Source organism: Clostridium fermenticellae (assembly GCF_003600355.1).
Classification (GTDB): domain Bacteria; phylum Bacillota; class Clostridia; order Clostridiales; family Clostridiaceae; genus Clostridium_AV; species Clostridium_AV fermenticellae.
Genome location: NZ_CP032416.1, coordinates 1486079 through 1508614, shown reverse-complemented (window position 1 = coordinate 1508614; position 22536 = coordinate 1486079). Strand labels below are relative to the sequence as shown.

The window sequence follows — 22536 nt, the reverse complement described above, 5'->3', positions numbered from 1 at the left end:
ATATGAATGTAGAGGTTATACTTGCAAGTAAAGCAGGTTTTTGCTTTGGAGTTAAGCGGGCGGTGGATGAAGCATTAAATACTCAAAAGAAATTTGATAGGAAAATATATACACTTGGTCCTTTGATACATAATACGGATGTTGTAAAATACTTAGAAAGTGAGGGTATATATTCTATAAATTTAAGTGATATAAATACTCTTAAATCTGATGATATTATTATAATACGTTCACATGGTGTATCGAAAGATGTAATGAACTTATTAAAATCTAGGTTTAATACTATAATAGATGCGACTTGTCCATATGTTTCAAGCATACATAAAAAAGTTTTTAAATATTATAATAAAGGATATTCAATATTAATAGTAGGAGATGAAACTCACCCAGAAGTTATTGGTATCAATGGATGGTGTGATAATAGGGCTATAATATCAAGGAATGGAAGTAATCTTGAAAAACTTCCTAATAAATTATGTATTGTTTCTCAAACTACTGAAAAACAAAGTAATTGGGATAATGTCTTGGCTATAGTTTCTAAAAAATGCAAAGAATTTATAGCTTTTAATACTATATGTAGTTCTACAGAACTCAGACAAAAGTCTGCAGGAGAATTATCTAAAAAGGTTGACCTAATGGTTGTACTTGGTGGAAGAAATAGTTCGAATACTACTAAGTTGTACGAAATATGTAAAAGTAACTGTATTAATACTATTCATGTCGAAAATTCAGGAGAAATGCCTGATGATATAATTAATATAAAAACAAAAGTTGTAGGTGTTACAGCAGGAGCTTCAACACCAGATTGGATAATAAAGGAGGCAATTGTAAAAATGAGTCAAGATAATAATGTAGAGGTTAACGAGCAGCTAGCCTATATGGAAAAAAATGATAATCAAATAATAGTTGGCAAGATAATAGAAGGAACTGTTATCTCTGTAAGTGAGAAAGAGGCTTTTCTTAATATAGGATATAAAGTAGATGGTGTACTACCAAAATCAGAGGTTACAAAATCAGAGAATGAAGATTTAAGAAATTTAATATCAGTTGATCAAAAAATGAAGGTAAAAGTTATAAGAAGAAAGGATGAAAATGGAAATGTTGTCCTGTCTAAGATAGAAATTGAAAGAGAAAAAGCTTATAAAGAAGTTAAAGAAGCTTTCGAAAATGGATCTACTTTGAATATTTTAGTTAAAGAATCCGTAAATGGTGGATTAGTTGCAAATTATAACGGAATAAGAGTATTTATTCCAGCATCACATGTGGAACTGTTTCATGTGGAAGATCTTTCAAAGTACATTGATAAAGAATTGGATGTAAAAATAATTGAATTTGAAGAAAAAAGAAAAAGTACACGAATAGTAGCATCTAGAAGAAAAATATTAAAAGAGGAAAGAGTCAAAAAGGAAGAGGCCACATGGGAGTCTTTACAAAAAGACACGATTGTAGAAGGAGAAGTCAAAAGAATTACAAACTTCGGAGCCTTTGTAGATGTTCAAGGTATAGATGGTCTTTTACATGTTTCTGAAATATGTTGGGGCAGGGTTGAAAAGCCTGAAGATGTTTTAAAAATAGGTCAGAAGGTAAGAGTATATATACTCGATATAGATAAAGATAAAAAGAAATTATCGCTTTCAATTAAAAAACTCATAGATGATCCGTGGAATAATGTTGATATAAAATATCCAGTAGGAAGTATTGTTTTAGGTAAGGTTGTAAGATTTGCCAGCTTTGGCGCATTTATAGAACTAGAACCTGGAGTAGATGCTTTAGTTCATATATCACAAATAAGCCATAAGAGAATAAATAAGCCTGATGATGCTTTAGAAATAGGACAAAAAATAAAAGCTAAAATACTTGATGTAAATAAAGTAGATAAAAAAATAGGTCTTAGCATAAAAGAGGTTGATGAAATATAAATCTGTACTCCTAAATATAATATTTTTACTAAAATGCGTGTATTATAAAATATCACGCATTTTTTATATATTTTTATAGAAATTGAGAGATATATCTAAGTAAATAGAGTTTTATACATATATTTTCAAAATAATGACTATATATATTGACTTTTTTATAATTTTTGATAAAATTTAATTGTTACATTTCTATATAAGGAGGTAGACATAGGCGATGAATGAATTAGGACGACATATTTTAGCAGAAATTTATGGATGTAGTTCAGAAATTTTAAATAATAAAGAGTTTATAGAAAAATTGATGGTTGATTCGGCTTTAAAAGCTGGTGCTGAAGTAAGAGAGGTTGCTTTTCACAAATTTAGTCCTCAAGGTGTTAGTGGAGTTGTAATAATATCTGAGTCCCATTTAACAATTCATACATGGCCAGAGCTTGGATATGCAGCTGTTGATGTATTTACGTGTGGTAATAGAATAAATCCATGGAATGCATGTAACTATATGACGGAGAAACTAAATGCCAAAAATATGACAGCTACAGAGGTTAAAAGGGGAATATTTGAACAACCAGTATCAGTTAAAGCGTTAGATATATAAAGGATCATCATAAGGATGGTCTTTTATTATATGTAATAATTTTTATTCTGAATAATATACTTTACTAGAGAAATAATTGTGGATGGGTAAATATTTATGGATGAAAGTAAGGATAGCATTTATATATCTGAGAAAGAAAAGAAAATGGTAAATAGAATACTTAAGAGATATAATTTTTGTATTTTAGATATAAAAAAAGTTAGAAGCGTTTATAAGATTAAAACCTCAGATGGGAATGTTTGTCTAAAAAAACTTAAGCATGGTAAAAATAAGCCCTATAATGGGAGCTTATTAGTTGAAGAACTTTTAAATAATGGCTTTTATAATACTGCGAGGTATTATAAAACTAATGATGGTCATAGTTATGTGAAATTTAAGAATTTATTGTTTTATGTTACAGATTGGATAGATGGACAAGAATGTAATTTAAATGATATTCATGAAGCAATTGAATGCGTCAAACTACTTGCAAGATATCATATAGCTACGAGCAAAATAGATATGAGCTCATTTAAGATAAGGAACAATCTTAAGAACTGGAATAACATATTTATCAAGTGTTTACATGATCTCGAAAAGTTTGAAAATATAATAGAAAATAAGAAATTAAAGACGCACTTTGATATTATGTACAAAAAATATATACATAGTATGTATAATAAGGGTATCATATCGTTACATTTTTTAAATACCTCAGAATATTATAGATTATCGAGAAAATCAAGTTTAAGTAGAGCTATATGCCATGATAGTTTTTACTACCAAAATATAATCAAAAAAAATCATAATTATTATATAATAGATTTAGATAGTATAGTTATAGATTTACATGTGAACGATCTTGGAAAATTAATTAGACGGTTAATGTTTAAAAAGAATTATGAATGGGATTTTTATAAGGCATTAAAATTGATAGAAGCATACAGTTCAATTAATAAATTAAATAAAGAAGAACTTGAAGTCATGCTATCCTTAATTATATTTCCCCATAAATTTTGGAAGCTTGGACGAAAGAGATATATAAAAAACAAGAACTTAAGTGAACAAAAATACACTCATAAACTCATAAGACTAATAAAATACGATGAATTACAAAATGAATTTTTAGAGAACTATTTGAAATATATTGATAATTATAAATGAATTTGACTTGTAAAAAATTAAGAATTATACTTGATTTATTAATATAACTATATTTGGGATTATTAAGAGGATATTTATAATGTATAAAATTATGACTTTAAATAAAAAAAACTTAAATGAATTCAGAAAACTGAATGAAAATAACGATCATTTTAATCTTTTGAATATGGACTTTTTTAAAATGTATGATAATGGTAGTTTTACTAATAAGGTTTTTTTGAGAAGAAGAGTTAAATTGCTTTCATATAATTTTAAGTATATAGGGTATATATGGTGTGATGCTAATTATAGTTATAGAAATGTTTATACAATAAATGCTATGAATATTAGTAATTCAATTAATATAGAATTAATTGATCCTTATAAATATATTGTAAATAGACTTAAAAAGAACTCTACATTTTATTATACTTGCCAAAATAATGGTTTTAATTTTAATATTTTAAAAAATATAGGTTTTGAAACAGTAGATGGTACTTTGATATTAAATTTAAATTTAGATCATAATATACCCATAGCAATTAAGGAAGATATAAATTTTGATATTTTAAAAATTGGTAAAGATGAGAAGAAAAGATGCTTAATACAAAATGAAATATTTAAAAATAATACTAGAGTTCCTCTTAGTTTAGATGATATCTATTTTGATGAAATGCAGAGCTATTATTTAAAAAAAGGGGCTATATTCATAAAAAAACGAAATACTTATATCGGATATGGTCAAATAATACTAGAGGAAAATGTGCCGATTATAGTTAACTTTGGTATATTAAAAGAATATAGAGGTAAAGGATACAGCAAATGTTTATTGACATATTTATTGAAGATTGTAATATGTAATGGATTTAATAATGTGAAGATAAAAGTAAATAATTCTAATTATATAGCACTAAATTTATATAAACAAATGGGTTTTGAGATTGAAAATGAGAGATATAAGTGGAAAATAAAAACATAGCCTTTATAAACTTAAGGCTATGTTTTTATTTTATAAATTGTTACAGTTTATTTCAAAGAAGTTTCAATGGGTACATGTACGGACTTGAGTTCAAACATACCTTCACAAGGAAGACCACTAAAATAGCTTCTGTCACATATACAATTAGATCTTAAATACTTTTTATCTTCTTTATTTTGTTCTGGATCTTTTACATCATACATATTAACGCCTCCTTTTAGGAATAGTTTAACCTGAAAGGAGTTTTTTAGTATGTTTTATTATTCATATATTAACAATATTTAGAAAGAACTTTACCAAGTCGCTTGATTCCTTCCACTATTTTATCATCACTCATACAGGAATAATTCAATCTGAAGTAATTAGGATGACCTCCATTAGCGAAAAAGGCACCTCCAGGAACATATGCAACATTTTCTTTTAATGCATCTTTTAATATTTCGGCAGCATCTAATCCATCTTTTAATTTAACCCATGTGAATAAGCCACCACATGGATTAGTATGCGATGTATTTTTTGGGAAATATTTATCTATACTACTAAGCATTAACTTTCTGCGTCTATCATATACTTTTATTATATCTTTGATGTGCAAATCTAAGTTGTATTCTTTCATAAATTGAGCAGTAATTTTCTGATCCAATGTACTACCTTGAAGGTCAGCACCTTGTTTAACTATTATATATTTTTCTAGTATTTCAGGTGAAGCACATATCCATCCAATTCTTAATCCTGGACAGAAAGTTTTTGAAAATGTACCTAAGTAAATTACCCATCCATCTTTATCAAAGCTCTTGATTGATGGATGCCTAGTTCCTTCAAATATAAGATCTCCATATGGACTATCTTCTACTACTGGAACTTTATATTCGGCAGCAAGTTTTGCAATAGCCTCTCTTCTATCGTCAGGTAAAGTTTTACCAGTAGGATTTTGAAAATCTGGAATGGTATATATTAGCTTTACATTAGAGGTTGATTTTAAAATCTTTTCTAATTCACTAACTATTAAACCGTTTTCATCCATAGGAACTTCAACAAAGTTTGGATTATATGCTTTAAATGCATTTAGTGCTCCAAGATAGCTTGGACTTTCACATATTATGGTATCTCCTTCATTTACAAATATTTTAGCGGAAAATTCTATTGCTTGTTGGGATCCAGTTGTAATTGCGATATTATTATATGTTGTGTTAACTTTGGCAGCAGCCATTCTTTCTTTTGCAATTATTTCCCTTAGTTCTTTACACCCTTCTGTAGAACTGTACTGTAAAGCAGATTCCCCATCATTCAAAAAAACATTTTTGCAAACATCTATCATTTCTGAGACAGGGAATAATTCAGGAGCGGGCAAGCCTCCTGCAAATGAGATTATTTCAGGCATTTCAGTAAGTTTTAAAAGTTCTCTAATCTCTGAAGCTTTTAATCCTTCTGCTCTTTTTGAAAAATGTACATTCATATAAAAATACCTCCTAATATTTAAATTTAGATATAAGTCTATAATATATATATTCTACAAAATATTTTAATATCCTTACAAAATTTAAAAAAATATTATAATTTTTTAATATTGACGTATTAATTATTATGTTAATTAAAAAAATGTAAACAAAAAAATACAAAACATTATTTTAAATTAAATATTATGTTATAATACAGTGTGAACATAAGACTATTGGAGGTTATAAACAATATGACAAATAATTCAGAAAAAAAACTATTCTTTATTGCTACCTACGGATGTCAAATGAATGAAGAAGATTCTGAAAAGTTATCTGGTATACTTAAAAAGATCGGATATGATAGAACAGATATAAAAGAAGATGCTGATCTTATAATTTTTAATACATGCTGTGTTAGAGAAAACGCTGAACTTAAAGTATATGGCAATATTGGAGCATTAAAGTCTCTTAAAAAGAAAAAACATGAACTTATAATAGCTGTATGTGGATGCATGATGCAGCAAAAAGGTATGGCTGAAAAACTTATAAAAAAATTTCCTTTTGTAGATATAATTTTTGGTACCCATAATTCATATAAATTTCCTGAATACTTAAGTACAGTAAAACAGAATAGAACATCATTAATTGAAATACAAGATACAGAAGATGGGATAATTGAAGGTATCCCTATAGATAGAAAAAGTGATGTTAAGGCTTTTGTTACAATAATGTATGGATGCAATAATTTCTGTACTTATTGTGTAGTCCCTTATGTGAGGGGCAGGGAGAGAAGCAGAGAACCTCAAAATATAGAAAAAGAAATTAAAAATCTTATATCTAAAGGTTATAAGGAAATAACTCTCCTTGGACAAAATGTAAATTCGTATGGCAAAGGATTAGAACCCAAAATAACCTTTGCCGATCTTTTGAGGAGAATAAATAAAATTGAAGGACTTGAAAGAATCAGATTTATGACATCACATCCTAAGGATTTAACAAAAGATGTTATAGATGCTGTTAATGAATGTGATAAGGTTTGTGAACATATTCATCTGCCTGTTCAATCGGGTTCTACTAAAATATTAAAAAAAATGAATAGAAGATATACACGGGAACAATATTTAAAATTGGTTCATGACATAAAGCAAACTATACCAAAGGTATCAATAACTACAGATATAATAGTAGGCTTTCCTGGCGAGACAGATGAAGATTTTGAAGATACTTTAAGCCTTGCGAAAGAAATCGAATATGATTCTGCATTTACATTTTTGTATTCAAAAAGAGAAGGTACACCTGCTAAGGAAATGAAAGATCATATCCCCGAGGATGTAAAGCATCAGAGATTTGAAAAATTAGTTAAAGTAATAAATGAATCCTGCAGTAAGAAAAACGCTGAATATGAAAATAAAACAGAGGAAGTTCTAGTCGAGGGTTTTAGTAAAAATGATATTACGAAATTAACTGGAAGAACTAGAACAGGTAAGCTTGTTAACTTCGTTGGAAATTCAGAACATATTGGCAAATTAGTTGATGTAAAAATAATTAAAGCAAGATCATTTTCTTTAGAAGGAAAAGAATTATAGATAATATTTAGTTTTATTTAAAGAACGGAGGTTTTACTATTGGGATTAACTCCTATGTTACAACAATATTTAGATGTTAAGAAAAGTTGTAAGGACTGCATTCTTTTTTTTAGGGTTGGAGATTTTTATGAGATGTTTTTTGACGATGCTGAGCTTGCATCACGTGAATTAGAATTAGTTCTTACAGGGAAGGATTGTGGTCTTGAAAAAAGGGCTCCTATGTGTGGAGTTCCATTTCATGCCGCAAATTCTTATATAGGTCGATTAGTTGGAAAAGGTTATAAGGTTGCAATATGCGAACAACTTGAAGATCCAGATAGTGCTAAGGGACTTGTAAAAAGAGGTATTATAAAGATAATTACACCTGGAACATATACCGATTCTTCATTTTTAGAAGAAAATAAAAATAATTATATAATGTCAATATATATAGATAATATTAAAAATTCTTTTTCACTATGTTGCTCGGATATATCAACCGGTGAATTTAACTGTACCGATTCTATATTGGATTTATCAATTATTTTAGATGAAATAGCTAAATATTCACCAACTGAAATACTTATACAAGAGCATTTAGATCTAAATATATATAAGGCCATAAAAGAAAGATTTAATGTTTCATTTACAAAACTTGAAGATCATTTATTTACGGACGATGCATGTAAAAACTTAGAAATACAATTTAAAGGCTTTGATCATTCAAATTTCAATGATATTTTGCTAAAATCTTGTAATGGTCTTTTAAAATACATAAAACATACTCAAAAAACTTCACTATCTAACATAAATAAACTTCAATATTATACTATAGTTGATTATATGACTATAGATATGAGTTCCAGGCGTAATTTGGAATTAACTGAAACTCTTAGAGATAAAACCAAAAAAGATTCTTTTTTATGGGTACTTGACAAAACAAGTACGGCAATGGGTGGCAGACAGTTAAAAAAATGGATAGAGCAACCACTCATAAATGAAAAAAGTATAAATAATAGATTAGATGCAGTCGAGGAAATTATAAATAATATATCCTATCATGAAGATTTAAAAGAAGCCCTTAAAGAAATATATGACATAGAGAGACTTACAGGAAAAGTATCTTCCAAAAGTGTAACTGCCAAAGAACTTATATGGCTTAAAACATCCTTAGAGAAGGTACCTTGCATAAAGAAAATACTGTCCAATTTTAAATCTAATTTACTTAATAATATGTACAAAAATCTTGATGAACTAAAAGATATATATGAGTTATTAGACAATTCAATACTAGATAACCCATCTATTTCCTTAAAGGAAGGTAATCTTATAAAGGAGGGTTTTAATTCTAAAATAGATGATCTTAGAAAGGCAAAAGCCCATGGAAAAGAGTGGATTGCAAATTTAGAGAGCAGTGAAAAAAATGAAACTGGTATAAAATCATTAAAGATAAGTTATAATAAAGTTTTTGGGTATTATATAGAAGTTACGAAGTCCAATTTGAATTTAGTGCCTGAAGGCAGGTATATAAGGAAACAGACACTTACAAATGCGGAAAGATATATAACTCCTGAACTAAAGGATATGGAAGATAAGATATTAGGTGCCGAAGAGAAGTTAATAAATTTAGAATATGATATATTCGTAAATATACGTGATACTGTAGAAGAGCAGGTTGGCAGAATGCAGGAGACTGCTAAAATAATATCAGAATTAGATTGTTTAAATTCTTTAGCTTATGTTGCTCTCGAAAATGATTATTGCAAACCCAAAATAAACAATAAATGTGAAATCCATATTGTGGATGGAAGGCACCCTGTAGTTGAAAAATCATTGGATACAGGAACATTTGTTGCAAATGATACAAATTTAAATGTAGATGATGATAAGCTTCTACTTATAACAGGACCTAATATGGCAGGTAAATCTACATATATGCGACAGGTAGCACTAATTGTAATTATGGCTCAAATAGGAAGTTTTGTACCAGCTAAAAAAGCAAATATTTGTATATGCGATAAAATATTTACGAGAATAGGTGCATCAGATGATTTAGCTGCTGGTAAAAGTACTTTTATGGTTGAAATGTGGGAAGTATCTAATATACTTAAAAATGCAACTCGAAGAAGTTTGGTACTTTTAGATGAAGTTGGAAGAGGAACTAGTACTTATGATGGACTTAGTATTGCATGGGCCATAATAGAATATATATGTGGCAGTTCAAACCTTGGTTGTAAAACTTTATTTGCTACTCATTATCATGAACTGACAAAATTAGAAGGTATTATAGATGGTGTTAAAAACTATTCTGTATCAGTAAAGGAAAATGGAAATGATATCACCTTTTTACGTAAAATCATAAGAGGAGGTGCAGATCAATCCTACGGAATAGAAGTTGCAAAACTTGCAGGCCTGCCCTACGAGGTTATAAACAGAGCCAAGGAAATACTAAGTAATATAGAAAATTCCAATAAAGATAATATAAATGTGAAAGAGATCACTGATTGCTCCATAGAGGAATCTGTTTATAATGAAGATTTTAAAGTTGAAGAAAAAAAGAATACACATGAACATGAAGCTGAGAACATACATGAAAAACAGGTCAATTTTTTTGATATACAAAAGGATAATTTAATAGAAGATATATTAAGTATAGATATATTAAATATGACTCCTATGGAGGGTTTTAATAAATTATATGATATAATAAAAAAGACTAAGGAACTTTAAAATGTCAAGTTTTCTGAAGGTGATAATTTGAAAAGGATAAACATATTAAATGAAGATACTTTTAATAAAATAGCAGCTGGTGAAGTTATTGAAAAACCTTTTTCAATAGTCAAGGAATTAGTTGAAAACAGTATAGATGCTGGGGCAAAAAATATATGCGTTGAAATAGAGGATGGTGGAAAAAAACTTATAAGAGCTACTGATGATGGAATCGGAATACACCCTGATGATATAGAAAAAGCTTTTATGCCTCATGCTACAAGTAAAATAGATAATTTGGAAGATATATATAAAATAAGTACAATGGGATTCAGAGGAGAAGCCCTTGCTAGTATAGCAGCTGTGTCACATACTATATTAAAAACTAGGACGTCGAATTTTGATTTTGGAAAGGAGATTATAATAGATGGCGGATTTATAAATAAAATAACTGAAGCAGCCGCTAACATTGGTACTTCAGTTGAGGTTAAAGATATATTTTTTAATGTTCCTGCAAGACAAAAATTTTTGAAATCCTCAAGTAGGGAAACTTCCTATATATCTGATATAATAAACAGACTTGCACTTTGTAATCCTAACATAAGTTTCAAACTTATAAATAATGGTAAAAAAACAGTAAATACCTATGGCACATCAAATATAGTGGATGCTATAAGATCTATATATGGTAAAACCATATGTAATAATATAACAAGTTTCGAAAAGCATTTTGATACTATATCTATATATGGTTATATAGGTAACTCTGAAATAAGTCGAGGAAGTAGAAACAATCAGAGTATATTTGTAAATAAGAGATATATAAAAAGTAAACTTATAACTGCCGCCGTAGAAAATGCTTTTAAATCATTTATTATGATAAATAAGCATCCATTTTTTATTGTATTTATAGATATATTTCCAGAATATATAGACGTGAATGTACATCCAACTAAATCTGAGGTTAAGTTCAGTGATGATAGGTATATATTTAAAGTCGTATTTGACACTGTACATGAAGCTTTACGCGAAAGTATAAAAGAATCATTTAATATTGATTCTCAAAATATTAAAGGCAATATTTTAAACAATAAAGGTAATGCTGAAATAAATAAAGGTTATTTAAAAAATGAATCAGTTCAAATACCAATAGACTTAAAAGATGATACTAAAAATTATTATATAAATAAAAAAGATGGAAGTAATGAAGATATATATAAGCAGAATGTTGATGCAACGTACAACAATCTAAAGCCCAATACTATAAATAAGAGTGTGATACATGAAAATATGAACGAAAATATGCCGCCAAAGTTTCCTAAACTAAATATAATAGGACAATTTCATAACACCTATATTTTATGCGAAAACAATGATACTTTTTATATAATAGACCAACATGCAGCACATGAGAAGATACTATTTGAAAAATATAAAAATGACATAAAAAATCACAAAATTGTATCTCAATTATTAATTTCACCTGAAATTTTAGAATTATCAACAGATGATTTTTCATATTATATTGAAAATAAAGATATATTTAAAAGTACAGGTTTTTCTATAGAAATGTTTGGAGAAAATACATTGAGTATAAGAGAAGTACCTATGTTACTTGGAAAGCCAGACTTTAAACGTTTGTTTGTGGATATACTTGACAATCTAAAGAATATGGGTTCAGGTGAAACTTGGGAAGTAAAATATGATGCGATTGCTAAAATTGCTTGTAAAGCTGCAATTAAAGCAAATGACAATTTAAGCTCTTTTGAAATGGAACATATTATTGATAAATTAAGATTTTTAGATGACCCATTTACGTGTCCTCATGGAAGGCCTACTATAATAAAAATTACATTAAATCAATTTGAAAAAAAATTTAAAAGGATACAGTAATAGGAGTGATTTAAGATGAAAAAATTATTAATACTGGCTGGCCCTACTGCTGTTGGTAAAACCGATATATCAATAAATTTGGCCCAAAAGCTAAATGGAGAAATTATATCAGCAGATTCAATGCAGATATATAAACATATGGATATAGGTTCGGCCAAAGTTACAAAATCAGAAATGCAGAACATACCACATCATCTTATAGATATTTTAGAACCTAATCTAAGTTTCGATGTTTCTCAATATAAAATACTTGCAGAAAATTTAATAAATAATATAACATCAGAAGGAAAATTACCTATGCTTGTTGGAGGAACGGGGCTTTACATAAATTCTCTCATATATAATTATAACTTTACAGATGCATCTACAGATTTAAGATATAGAAATTATCTTCAAAATTTAGCTTCTGATAAAGGAAAAGAATATGTTCATAATTTACTCAAAGATATTGATATAGAATCTTATAATAAGCTCTATCCTAATGACTTGAAAAGAGTAATAAGGGCTCTTGAGGTTTACAAATTAACCGGCAAGACTATAAGTGATTTTAACAAAAAAAATAATATATATGATATACCATATAAAATCTATTATTTTGTATTGACGATGAATAGAGAAAAATTGTACGATAGAATAAACAAAAGAGTAGATATTATGATTGAAAAAGGACTCATAGATGAAGTTAAAGAGCTTAAAAAAATGGGATTTACTTCAGAAATGCAGTCAATGAAGGGGATAGGATACAAAGAAATATTATATTATCTTAATGGAGAAATAAGCCTGAATCAAGCTATTTATATGATAAAAAAGGGAAGTAGAAATTATGCCAAAAGACAACTCACCTGGTTTAGAAAAGATAAGAGAGTAAATTGGATAGACAAAGATAAATTTAGCACAGATGATGAAATCGCAGATCACATATGTGAAAAATTCAATCAATCCAATAATTTATAAAAACCAAGAGGAATTTATCAAAATTTATAGAATATATAAATTAAAGACTATGGAGGGGAGATATATGAGTAAGACGGCCAACAATCTACAAGATATATTTTTAAATGGAGCCAGAAAAAACAGGACTCAAGTTACTATTTACTTGACAAATGGTTTTCAAATAAAAGGTACTGTAAAAGGATTTGACAGTTTTACAGTGATTTTGGATTGTGATGGTAAACAAATGATGGTATATAAGCATGCTATATCAACTATTAATCCATCAAGACCAATACTGTTTAATAATAGTACTTCTGATTAACAGTCTTTTAAGTGTAAACATATATCAAAATTAAAGAGAATAGGTAAATGATATTTTGCCTATTCTTTTGACTTGTGATATAATAAACGCTTGAATAGAATAGGGAGGTTTTTTTATATAAAATGTTTAATTTAGAGAAACAAAAGTTAAAAGATATGTATCATATAAGTGATAAAGTATTTGAACTATATGATATGACTATGAGAGACATAGATGATCAATTTTCAATATATGATGATATAAAGTCCTACAATCAGTTAAAAGTACTTGATGCATTTCAAAGTGAGAGGATTAGTGAATCACATTTTACAAATTCATCAGGCTATGGATATGGAGATATAGGAAGGGATTCTCTAGATAAAGTATATGCAAAAATATTCAACACTGAAAGTGCATTGGTAAGACCTCATTTTGTAAATGGGACTCATGCACTGGCAACTGCGCTTTTTGGTAATTTAAGACCGAATGATACTATGATGTCAGTATGTGGTACACCTTATGATACACTTCATAATATTATAGGTATAAGTGATAAAAAGAACATGGGCTCTTTGAAAGACTATGGTGTTAAGTATGAGCAAGTTGATTTGATGCCTGATGGGAAGTTTGATTTTGATAAAATAAAACATAAAATTGAAAATGACAGAAGTATAAAATTAATACATATTCAAAGATCTACAGGATATGGTTGGAGAAGATCATTTTTAATATCAGAAATAAAGAAAATTATAGATTTTGTAAAAAAAATCAACCCTGAATTAATATGTTTTGTGGACAACTGCTATGGAGAATTTATAGATACAGTAGAACCAACTGATGTTGGAGCTGATTTAGTGGCAGGATCACTTATTAAAAATATAGGTGGAGGTATAGCACCAACTGGTGGCTATATAGCAGGAAAAGAAGAATATGTTACTCAAGCTTCATATCGACTTACTGCTCCTGGTATTGGGGGAGAATGTGGATCTACCTTTGGTGTTATGAGGTCTTTGTACGAGGGACTGTTTTTAGCACCGCACATATCTATAGAGGCATTAAAAGGTGCTGTATTCTGTTCACGAATAATGGAACTTGCAGGTTTTGAAGTACTTCCTAAATACGCCGACAGGAGAAGTGATATAATACAGGCAATAAAATTTAATGATAAGGAAAAACTAATAAATTTTTGTAAGGGTATACAATCCGGATCGCCTATAGACTCATTTGTCCAATGTGAACCGTGGGATATGCCAGGTTATGATGACCAAGTTATTATGGCTGCGGGATCATTTATTCAAGGATCCTCAATAGAGTTATCAGCTGATGCACCAATCAGAGAACCATATATAGGTTATCTACAGGGAGGTCTTACCTTTGAACATGCAAAAATAGGAATACTAATTGCACTTTCCAATATTCTAAAATGATTGTTTATAGGTATTGCCTATAAAGTCCAACTAATTTGCCGATAATTTTACAGTTATGTACAATTATTGGCTTCATCGTTTTATTTTCTGGTTGTAATCTTATATGATCTTTTTCTTTAAAGAATCTTTTTAAAGTTGCTTCATTTTCCATTAAAGCAGCAACAATATCACCATCTTCAGCAGAATTATTTTTTTCCATTATACAAAAATCACCATCAAATATTCCAGCATCTATCATACTTTCACCAGATACCTTTAATATGAATAATTGATTGTTGTTTTTGACGTATTCCGCCGGAATTGGAAAAGTATCCTCGATATTTTCAACGGCTAGAATAGGTGCACCTGCGGTAATAGTTCCTATTATGGGAATATTTATCATTTCCTTTCTGCTCATAGAATTCTCGATAACTTCTATAGTTCTAGGTTTTGTTGCATCTCTCTTTATAAGACCTCTTTTCTCCAAACGCTCTAAGTGACCATGTACCGTAGATGTAGAACTCAATCCAACCGCAGCACCAATTTCTCTTACAGATGGTGGATAACCCTTTTCTTGTATATGATTTTTAATAAACTCGTATATTTCAATTTGTTTATTACTTTTAGCCCTTGACATAAAGAACACCCTTTCTTATTAACTATATGTTGAATTATAGCATATAATATGGTAAAGATCAAACTTATGTTCTGTTATAATTATGCTAAATTTTATAATATGATAAAATATAAGCATTATTTTTATTACATTATATTGAAAAATATGAAAAATGAATATTAAATGTAAATATTAAATAAATTTTGCAAAACTACTGTTAAATTTGCTAATTATTATATATAATAAGAGTAGGTTAAATCATAAAAATTAATTAAAAGTAAAGGAGATCGTGTAACAATGGATAAAAGTAAAAATTGTATTTTTGATTATAATAAGCTATGTAATAATTGTGGAGAATGTGATATATGTGATATAGATCATAATAAAAAATGTGACAATTGTGGGCGGTGTCTGGAAGAGGAGGGATATGATATGAAAAGTATTAAAATTGACAAAGTTGTCTTAAACAAGGACAAAACTGAAGAGGAGTTGATTTTAAAAGATTCTGAAGTAAATGAAAAAGAGGACTTAATGTCAGAAAAATGTAATGATCAATGTAAATGTCAAAATGATGAGGCAGATTCGGGGACAGAAAACATTAAAAAAGATGAAAATCAAAAAGATAGTAACATAGACAATTGGAAACCAGATATAGAATATATAGATGACATAGAAGGATTAAATGATTTACTTAATGATGTAAAAAAATTAGATGAAGTTGCAGTGGAAGAATTTCCTGGACTTATACGACTTAAAAACAATAGATATAAAAATTAATATAAAAAGAATAGCAGCTTGTTGTTTTAACACAGCTGCTATTCTTTACTTAAAGGATTGGATTTTACAGCTTCTCTTAATTCCTCATCATCAACATGTGTATATATTTGAGTTGTTGAAACATTTTCATGCCCAAGTATCTCTTGTAAACTACGTATGTCTACATTTCCATATTTATACATAAGAGTTGCAGCTGTATGTCGAAGCTTATGCGGAGTATATTTATTTACATCTAAATTTGATTTTTTTAGATATTTTTTGAGCATCAATTCTATAGAGCGTTTATTTATTCGCTTGTAATTTTTGCTTATAAATAGGGCATCGTAATCAACTATTTTGTCCGAAAATTTATTTCTGACATTCAAATATGAAGAGATAGCTTTTAAACAGGCATTATTCAGATAGACTGTTCTTTCCTTATTTCCTTTGCCGATTACCGTTAATATGTCTCCTTTAATTTTTGATATATTTATTCCACATAATTCAGATAATCTTAATCCGCAGTTTAAAAATATAGTAATTATACAGTAATCTCTTTCTTTGAATTTCCCATCAATTGAGTTTAAAAGTTTTTTACTTTCATCTAATGTAAGGTAAATAGGATTTCTCTTTTCGATTTTGGGTGATTCGAGTTCTAAAGCAGGATTCTCATCTATAATTTTAGCTTTACCGTGTAAGTATTTAAAAAATGATTTGATAGAGGCAACTTTTCTTGCTCTTGCATAACTTCCGTTTTTTCTATAATTTTCAGCAAATGAAATGAATGCAAATAGATCATTTAGCTTAATCTTTTTTAAAAAGTTATTATCTATATCATTTATTATTATATCTTCAAATTCACAATTATTTGGAACCATACCTTTATACAATTTAATAAATCTAAAAAACATAATTAAGTCAAATTTATATGCAATAGTAGTATTTTGTGATTTACCTTTAATAGTGCCCAGGTAATTTAAAAAGTCATTTAGGCACTCTGGTAAATTGGGATCATAGATGCTATTCAGCATATATTTCATAGTATCATCCTCCATTGTCTGAAATCCAACTTCGCTAAATATACATTTAGCGAAGTTGGATTATTAAGATCTTAATACAGTTTATGAATTAAAACTTAACTTATCCTCCAACCGGGATTTCTAAAATCCGTCACATAAAAAATTTCTTGTAAAGCTAAGTTAAGCTTAAATTTGTAAGCCCTATCTAAAATAGTTATAAAATTAAAGAATAAATATCATTTTAAAAAATGGATTGTGCTGTTATTTTAAAAAAGTATAGTGATAAACGTAATAGAAATCTACATATACATTTTTTTAAAAATATTTTTTTGGAATAATTAGATTTATCATTGTAAAAATAAAAATTTACATATTCTGCCTCTTGCATTAAACTTGCAAATAATAAATGTAATTATCTATCAAAATTATACCCCACTCATTTAAATATGTCCATTAAATATATAGTATACATTTATTTACTATATATATGAATAAAATCCACCGATTGGTTAAAAATATACAAAAGAATAATGATTAGGAGATTTTGAAAATGATAGTTGGAATTCCAAAAGGATTATTATATTGTAGGTATTCACCGTTTTTAAATACTTTTTTTAAAAAATTAAATGTAGAAATTGTAACGTCACCTGATACCAATAAGCAAATATTAGACTTAGGATCAAATTTTTGCGTTGGGGAAGCTTGCTTACCTATTAAAATTTTTCACGGGCATGCAGCCTTTTTAAGAGACAAATGTGACATTATAATAATACCTCGTATTATGTCACTAAAAAAAGGAGAATCAATATGTCCTGAATTTTGTGGACTTCCAGAAATGGTTTTAAATGATATACCTAATATGCCAAAAGCTATAACATATCCTATTTATGCAAGTTCAAAAAAAGAAATGGAAAAATGGATTTTACATACTGGATTATTATTTACTAAGAATTATCTAAAAATAAAAATAGCTTATAAAAATGCTTTATTAGAACAAAAAAAGCGTGTCTTTGGCATAAACAATAGTAACTGCAAATTAAAAATTGCTTTGGTCGGCCATCCGTATAATCTATATGATAATTTTGCTAATATGAGAATAGTTGATAAATTAAAGCACCTTGGTATAGGAGTAATAACTGAAGAAATTTTAGATAGAAATATAATAAATGCTCAAATTAAAGATCTTTTGAAAAAACCATTTTGGACTTTTGCCAAAAACTCATATGGTTTTTCCACATTTGAGGCACAAAATAATAAAGTTGATGGAATAATATATGTATCTTCTTTTGCATGTGGTATTGACTCAATTGTAGTAGAATTGATTAAAAACAAATTAGATAATTTCCCTATTATGGTATTAAAAATAGATGAGCATACAGGTGAAGCTGGATTTAATACTAGATTGGAAGCTTTTGCAGATATGATAGAAAGGAGAAAATATGTATGAAAATTACTTTTCCACACTTTGGATATACATATCTAGCTGTAAAAGCCATCTTTGATGGCCTAGGTATTGATTATATAATTCCCCCTATTAATAATAAAACTGCTATTGAAATAGGAACTAAGTATTCTCCAGAAGAAATATGTCTTCCATTTAAAATTATGATTGGAAATTATATTCAAAGTATAGAACAAGGTGCGGACACAATTCTTATTATAGGTAGCTGTGGGCCGTGCAGATTTGGTGAATACTGTGAGTTACAAAAGAATATATTAAAAAAACTTGGGTATGATTTAGATATAGTTGTACTTGACACTCCATCTGCTATAGGAATAAAAGAATTATTAAACAGAATATACAAAATATCAGATATGAGTAAAGTTTCAACTAAAGAAAAATTAAAGACTCTGTATACGGCTAACAAAATAATAAATCTCTTAGATAGAATAGAAAAAAATGTTCATATGCGTGCAGGATATGAAATAAAAAAAGGCTGGTATTCAAAAATATTTCATGACTGCATAAACAAGGCTTATAAATGTAATACACCAAATAGTATGCTCGCATTGCTTGAGCACTATGACGGTATAATACGAAAAGCCCCTATAGATAATACTAAGACCCCTCTTAAAATAGCAATTATAGGAGAAATATACACCATAATAGAACCATTTGCTAACCTCTATATAGAGGATAAACTTATGGAATATGAAGTTTGTTCTTATAGAAGACTCAGTCCGAGTTGGTGGATTAAAAATACACTGCTTAGTATTTTTAATCTTAATTCTATTGATATAAAAAAATCATCTAAAAAATATATTCCACTACCAATAGGTGGTTATGCAAAAGAATGTATAGGAGAAGCCGTTATTGCTAAAAAAAATGGATTTGATGGTGCCATTCAAATATTTCCAATGGGTTGTATGCCAGAAATTGTGTCGAAATCTATATTACCATCGGTATCTAAAGATAATGATTTTCCAGTGATGACATTAATAGTTGATGAAATGACTGGAGAAGCTGGTTATATGACTAGAATAGAAGCTTTTTTAGATTTACTTGAAAGGAGAAGAGAAAAAAATGTATCACATGGGAGTTGATGTTGGTTCTGTTAGTACTGATATAGTAATCACAGATGAAAATATGAATATAATTGATTCACTATATTTAAAAACAAAAGGAAGACCTATAAATGCAATACAGCAAGGTTTTAAAATATTAAAGAATAAATATAAAAACAGTCAAATAAAGTCTGTTGGTACGACAGGTAGTGGAAGACAAATAGCTTCATTTGTAATAGGAGCAGATATAACAAAGAATGAAATAACTTCACATGCTATAGCTGCCTTAGATATTGATAAAGATGTTAGGACAATAATTGAAATTGGAGGACAGGATTCTAAAATAATTTTGCTTAATAACGGAGTAGTTGTTGATTTTGCAATGAATACTGTATGCGCTGCTGGAACAGGATCTTTTTTAGATAGGCAGGCAGAGAGATTATGCATACCTATAGATGAATTTGGGGAATACGCATTAAAATCAAAAGAAACAGTCAGAATAGCCGGAAGATGTGCTGTTTTTGCAGAATCTGATATGATACATAAACAGCAACTTGGATATAGTGAAAATGATATAATAAAAGGTCTCTGTGATGCACTTGTTAGGAATTATTTAAATAATCTTGCTCGGGGAAAAGTCATGAAATCAAAAATATTTTTTCAAGGCGGAGTTGCAGCTAATGTGGGTATGAAAGCATCTTTTGAGGAAGCACTTAAGCAGGAAATTATAGTTCCGAAACATTTCAAAGTTATGGGTGCCTTAGGTGCAGCAATATTATCCAAAGAATATATAGATAGAACACAGAAAAAGACTAATTTCAAAGGATTTGATATTGCAGATACGAATATAAATTCTAAAAACTTTGAATGTGGTGGATGCTCTAATAGGTGTGAAGTGGTAAAAATTTTATCAAGAGAAAATATTATCGGTTTTTTAGGAGACAGATGTGGTAAATGGGCTAATAAAAAAGTTATATAGGATAAATTAACCTTAGAGTATAATTTTAGTAGGCAAAGGTAGTAATAATTACTGGTTAAAATAATAAAGGAGATACAAAAAGTATCTCCCATGTACATAAAAATCCATTATAATATAAGTTGATAAGACTATATAGAAATGGGTGAGATTATGTACAATTTAAACGATACTTTAAGTTTAAATGATAATGAAATAACTTTCAATAGTTTAGAGAAAAAAATATATAAATATGCGTGTGATACAGCATGTGAAATTCTAAGAGAGGTGCTTTCGCACCTGGACCGGAGGTTAATGGATGAAAGAGATGCCGAAATATATAGAAATAAAGGATTAAGGCATACGTGTATAAAAACTATTATGGGAGATGTAGAATTTGACAGACGTATATATGAATACAAAACTGATCAAGGGAAAAAGGCATATAAATTCTTACTGGATGAATACTTAAAAATGGATACAATAGGCCATATTTCAAGCACTTTAGTAGAAAAAATAGTAGACAATGTAACCAATGTGTCTTATAGGAACACTTCAAATAATATTAAAGAACTGGCAAACCAGGAAATCAGCCATACGGCAGTATGGAATGTAGTACAAAAATTAGGTTCTAAAATAGAAGAAAAGGAAGAGAGGAAGATACTGCTGAATAAAATGGGAAAATTAAAGGGCTCAAGGGAAGTTAAGGCCTTATTTCAGGAGATGGACGGCATCTGGTTAAGCATTCAGGGGAAAGATAAACCTAAAGGAAGGAAGTCTAAAAAGAAAGAACTTAAGCTGGGAGTAACTTATGAGGGCTGGAAAAAGAGAGGTGGCAGAAAAGACGGCTATGTAGTTCATAATAAAACAGCATGCGCCAGCTTTGGAACAAGTAAAAAATTCAAGGAACTTAGTGATGCCGCCATTGCAGAAGTATATAACACAGATGAAATAGAAGTAAGAATTTTGAATGGGGATGGTGCCCCATGGATAAAACAGAGCATGGGTGGAGAAGGCGTATATTTTCAGTTAGATCCATTCCATAAAAGTCAGGCAGTACTGAGAAATATGGAGGATAAAAAGGAAGCATATAAACTCATGAAAATGCTGCATGACGGAAAAATAGATAAGAGTTTTGAATACTTAACAGGTCTTATGGTTAAGTATACTAATAACGAAAAAAGTTTAAGAAATTAGAAAAACTGTATACATATCTCTTTGAAAATAAGGCAGGATTAGTGCCATATCACTTAAGAGAAGAGATAAAGATGCCGGAGGCACCTGAAGGACTGGAATATAGGAATTTAGGCACAATGGAGCATAATATTTGTGACATACTGGCCCAGAGGATGAAAGGGAGAAAAATGAGCTGGTCTATAAAGGGTGCAAATAATCTGGCAAAAATACTGGCAGAAAAAGCTGGTAAAAGAATATACCAAACAATCGATGAGATATGTTCAGGTTCTATTTCAGATGATAAACTGGAGAAAATAAAAGAGGTTATAACATTAACGGCAGCTGATGTTAACAAGAAACCTAAGAAGAGCAGGTATTACCATATACATAAAGCAGGGATACCATTTACAGGCTGCGCCGTAACCAATGGCAGAAAAGCGATACAGAGCTTTTTTCAGGAAAGAAATCTCAGTGAACTGGTTTATAGATAATTTAAAAACTCGGGATAAAAAGTTAACAGGATAAGTGCGCCCTTCCGGGCTGTGGACGGGGCCATACGGGAAGAAAAATATCAACTGAATTTACAATGGAAATTTTAAAAAATAAAATTGCCCACTTTAACTTGACACAAACTAAATTAACTATAAG

Annotated in this window: 20 protein-coding genes; 16 read left to right on the top strand and 4 right to left on the bottom strand. The window is 29.0% G+C overall.

Features of this window, described 5'->3' with window-relative positions; all coding sequences use genetic code 11:
• Positions 1-2: 2 nt before the first annotated feature.
• From D4Z93_RS07120 to D4Z93_RS07105, 4 genes are all read left to right on the top strand, one after another.
• A complete protein-coding gene (locus D4Z93_RS07120) occupies positions 3-1919 on the top strand; it encodes a bifunctional 4-hydroxy-3-methylbut-2-enyl diphosphate reductase/30S ribosomal protein S1 (RefSeq protein ID WP_119971830.1) in 1917 nt (638 codons plus the stop codon).
• A 214-nt stretch (positions 1920-2133) separates the two neighbouring features.
• On the top strand, positions 2134-2514 hold the full coding sequence (gene speD / locus D4Z93_RS07115) for an adenosylmethionine decarboxylase (protein WP_119971827.1): 381 nt from the start codon (positions 2134-2136) through the stop codon (positions 2512-2514).
• Between the two features lie 96 nt (positions 2515-2610).
• The gene (locus D4Z93_RS07110) at positions 2611-3657 is read left to right on the top strand and encodes a CotS family spore coat protein (protein WP_119971824.1); all 1047 of its coding nucleotides are present in this window, start codon (positions 2611-2613) and stop codon (positions 3655-3657) included.
• A gap of 79 nt (positions 3658-3736) precedes the next feature.
• On the top strand, positions 3737-4615 hold the full coding sequence (locus tag D4Z93_RS07105; protein WP_119971821.1) for a GNAT family N-acetyltransferase: 879 nt from the start codon (positions 3737-3739) through the stop codon (positions 4613-4615).
• 47 nt (positions 4616-4662) lie between these two features.
• Here D4Z93_RS07105 and D4Z93_RS13220 read toward each other — a convergent pair whose 3' ends face one another.
• Positions 4663-4818, bottom strand: a complete 156-nt coding sequence (locus D4Z93_RS13220; RefSeq protein WP_162920268.1) for a hypothetical protein — start codon at positions 4816-4818, stop codon at positions 4663-4665.
• Positions 4819-4886: 68 nt separating this feature from the next.
• Positions 4887-6071, bottom strand: coding sequence for an aminotransferase-like domain-containing protein (locus D4Z93_RS07100; protein ID WP_119971819.1), 1185 nt, complete (start codon positions 6069-6071; stop codon positions 4887-4889).
• A gap of 234 nt (positions 6072-6305) precedes the next feature.
• Between D4Z93_RS07100 and miaB the strand changes: the two genes are divergently transcribed.
• The 6 genes from miaB (at position 6306) to D4Z93_RS07070 (ending at position 14882) form a co-directional block, all read left to right on the top strand.
• Complete coding sequence (gene miaB / locus D4Z93_RS07095) at positions 6306-7640, top strand: tRNA (N6-isopentenyl adenosine(37)-C2)-methylthiotransferase MiaB (RefSeq protein WP_119971817.1); 1335 nt, start codon at positions 6306-6308, stop codon at positions 7638-7640.
• A gap of 39 nt (positions 7641-7679) precedes the next feature.
• A complete protein-coding gene (gene mutS / locus D4Z93_RS07090; RefSeq protein ID WP_119971814.1) occupies positions 7680-10349 on the top strand; it encodes a DNA mismatch repair protein MutS in 2670 nt (889 codons plus the stop codon).
• 27 nt (positions 10350-10376) lie between these two features.
• Entirely contained in the window at positions 10377-12221 is a 1845-nt protein-coding gene (gene mutL, locus D4Z93_RS07085; RefSeq protein ID WP_119971812.1) for a DNA mismatch repair endonuclease MutL, read from the top strand.
• A 15-nt stretch (positions 12222-12236) separates the two neighbouring features.
• A complete protein-coding gene (gene miaA / locus D4Z93_RS07080) occupies positions 12237-13175 on the top strand; it encodes a tRNA (adenosine(37)-N6)-dimethylallyltransferase MiaA (RefSeq protein ID WP_119971810.1) in 939 nt (312 codons plus the stop codon).
• Positions 13176-13239: 64 nt separating this feature from the next.
• A complete protein-coding gene (gene hfq, locus D4Z93_RS07075) occupies positions 13240-13476 on the top strand; it encodes an RNA chaperone Hfq (RefSeq protein WP_119971807.1) in 237 nt (78 codons plus the stop codon).
• A gap of 122 nt (positions 13477-13598) precedes the next feature.
• Positions 13599-14882 carry a methionine gamma-lyase family protein gene (locus D4Z93_RS07070; protein ID WP_119971805.1) on the top strand — a complete coding sequence of 428 codons (1284 nt, stop codon included), beginning with the start codon at positions 13599-13601 and terminating at the stop codon, positions 14880-14882.
• Between the two features lie 4 nt (positions 14883-14886).
• On the opposite strand, the gene lexA is transcribed toward D4Z93_RS07070, so the two are convergent.
• Positions 14887-15498 (bottom strand): transcriptional repressor LexA, encoded by a 612-nt coding sequence (gene lexA, locus D4Z93_RS07065; protein WP_119971803.1) that lies wholly within the window; start codon positions 15496-15498, stop codon positions 14887-14889.
• Between the two features lie 276 nt (positions 15499-15774).
• Here lexA and D4Z93_RS07060 point away from each other — a divergent pair, with 276 nt between their 5' ends.
• Positions 15775-16254 carry a hypothetical protein gene (locus D4Z93_RS07060; protein WP_119971802.1) on the top strand — a complete coding sequence of 160 codons (480 nt, stop codon included), beginning with the start codon at positions 15775-15777 and terminating at the stop codon, positions 16252-16254.
• A 38-nt stretch (positions 16255-16292) separates the two neighbouring features.
• Here the strand turns inward: D4Z93_RS07060 and D4Z93_RS07055 are convergent, their stop codons facing one another.
• The gene (locus tag D4Z93_RS07055) at positions 16293-17273 is read right to left on the bottom strand and encodes a tyrosine recombinase XerC (RefSeq protein WP_119971800.1); all 981 of its coding nucleotides are present in this window, start codon (positions 17271-17273) and stop codon (positions 16293-16295) included.
• 529 nt (positions 17274-17802) lie between these two features.
• Between D4Z93_RS07055 and D4Z93_RS07050 the strand changes: the two genes are divergently transcribed.
• From D4Z93_RS07050 to D4Z93_RS13485, 5 genes are all read left to right on the top strand, one after another.
• Positions 17803-18699 carry an acyl-CoA dehydratase activase-related protein gene (locus tag D4Z93_RS07050; protein WP_119971797.1) on the top strand — a complete coding sequence of 299 codons (897 nt, stop codon included), beginning with the start codon at positions 17803-17805 and terminating at the stop codon, positions 18697-18699.
• Positions 18696-19796 carry a 2-hydroxyglutaryl-CoA dehydratase gene (locus D4Z93_RS07045; protein WP_119971794.1) on the top strand — a complete coding sequence of 367 codons (1101 nt, stop codon included), beginning with the start codon at positions 18696-18698 and terminating at the stop codon, positions 19794-19796. Before D4Z93_RS07050 ends, D4Z93_RS07045 begins: the two co-directional genes overlap by 4 nt.
• On the top strand, positions 19777-20736 hold the full coding sequence (locus tag D4Z93_RS07040) for an acyl-CoA dehydratase activase (protein WP_119971792.1): 960 nt from the start codon (positions 19777-19779) through the stop codon (positions 20734-20736). Before D4Z93_RS07045 ends, D4Z93_RS07040 begins: the two co-directional genes overlap by 20 nt.
• Positions 20737-20886: 150 nt before the next feature.
• Positions 20887-21909: a UPF0236 family transposase-like protein gene (locus D4Z93_RS07035; RefSeq protein WP_243105904.1), complete on the top strand. Its 1023-nt coding sequence runs from the start codon at positions 20887-20889 to the stop codon at positions 21907-21909.
• A 41-nt stretch (positions 21910-21950) separates the two neighbouring features.
• Positions 21951-22379, top strand: a complete 429-nt coding sequence (locus D4Z93_RS13485; RefSeq protein WP_243105902.1) for a hypothetical protein — start codon at positions 21951-21953, stop codon at positions 22377-22379.
• Positions 22380-22536: the final 157 nt, after the last annotated feature.

Coding starts and splice junctions, on each gene's coding strand:
- D4Z93_RS07120 (WP_119971830.1), top strand. CDS start 3: ATGAATGTAGAGGTTATACTTGCAAGTAAAGCAGGTTTTTGCTTTGGA.
- speD (WP_119971827.1), top strand. CDS start 2,134: ATGAATGAATTAGGACGACATATTTTAGCAGAAATTTATGGATGTAGT.
- D4Z93_RS07110 (WP_119971824.1), top strand. CDS start 2,611: ATGGATGAAAGTAAGGATAGCATTTATATATCTGAGAAAGAAAAGAAA.
- D4Z93_RS07105 (WP_119971821.1), top strand. CDS start 3,737: ATGTATAAAATTATGACTTTAAATAAAAAAAACTTAAATGAATTCAGA.
- D4Z93_RS13220 (WP_162920268.1), bottom strand. CDS start 4,818: ATGTATGATGTAAAAGATCCAGAACAAAATAAAGAAGATAAAAAGTAT.
- D4Z93_RS07100 (WP_119971819.1), bottom strand. CDS start 6,071: ATGAATGTACATTTTTCAAAAAGAGCAGAAGGATTAAAAGCTTCAGAG.
- miaB (WP_119971817.1), top strand. CDS start 6,306: ATGACAAATAATTCAGAAAAAAAACTATTCTTTATTGCTACCTACGGA.
- miaA (WP_119971810.1), top strand. CDS start 12,237: ATGAAAAAATTATTAATACTGGCTGGCCCTACTGCTGTTGGTAAAACC.
- hfq (WP_119971807.1), top strand. CDS start 13,240: ATGAGTAAGACGGCCAACAATCTACAAGATATATTTTTAAATGGAGCC.
- D4Z93_RS07070 (WP_119971805.1), top strand. CDS start 13,599: ATGTTTAATTTAGAGAAACAAAAGTTAAAAGATATGTATCATATAAGT.
- lexA (WP_119971803.1), bottom strand. CDS start 15,498: ATGTCAAGGGCTAAAAGTAATAAACAAATTGAAATATACGAGTTTATT.
- D4Z93_RS07060 (WP_119971802.1), top strand. CDS start 15,775: ATGGATAAAAGTAAAAATTGTATTTTTGATTATAATAAGCTATGTAAT.
- D4Z93_RS07055 (WP_119971800.1), bottom strand. CDS start 17,273: ATGAAATATATGCTGAATAGCATCTATGATCCCAATTTACCAGAGTGC.
- D4Z93_RS07050 (WP_119971797.1), top strand. CDS start 17,803: ATGATAGTTGGAATTCCAAAAGGATTATTATATTGTAGGTATTCACCG.
- D4Z93_RS07045 (WP_119971794.1), top strand. CDS start 18,696: ATGAAAATTACTTTTCCACACTTTGGATATACATATCTAGCTGTAAAA.
- D4Z93_RS07040 (WP_119971792.1), top strand. CDS start 19,777: ATGTATCACATGGGAGTTGATGTTGGTTCTGTTAGTACTGATATAGTA.
- D4Z93_RS07035 (WP_243105904.1), top strand. CDS start 20,887: ATGTACAATTTAAACGATACTTTAAGTTTAAATGATAATGAAATAACT.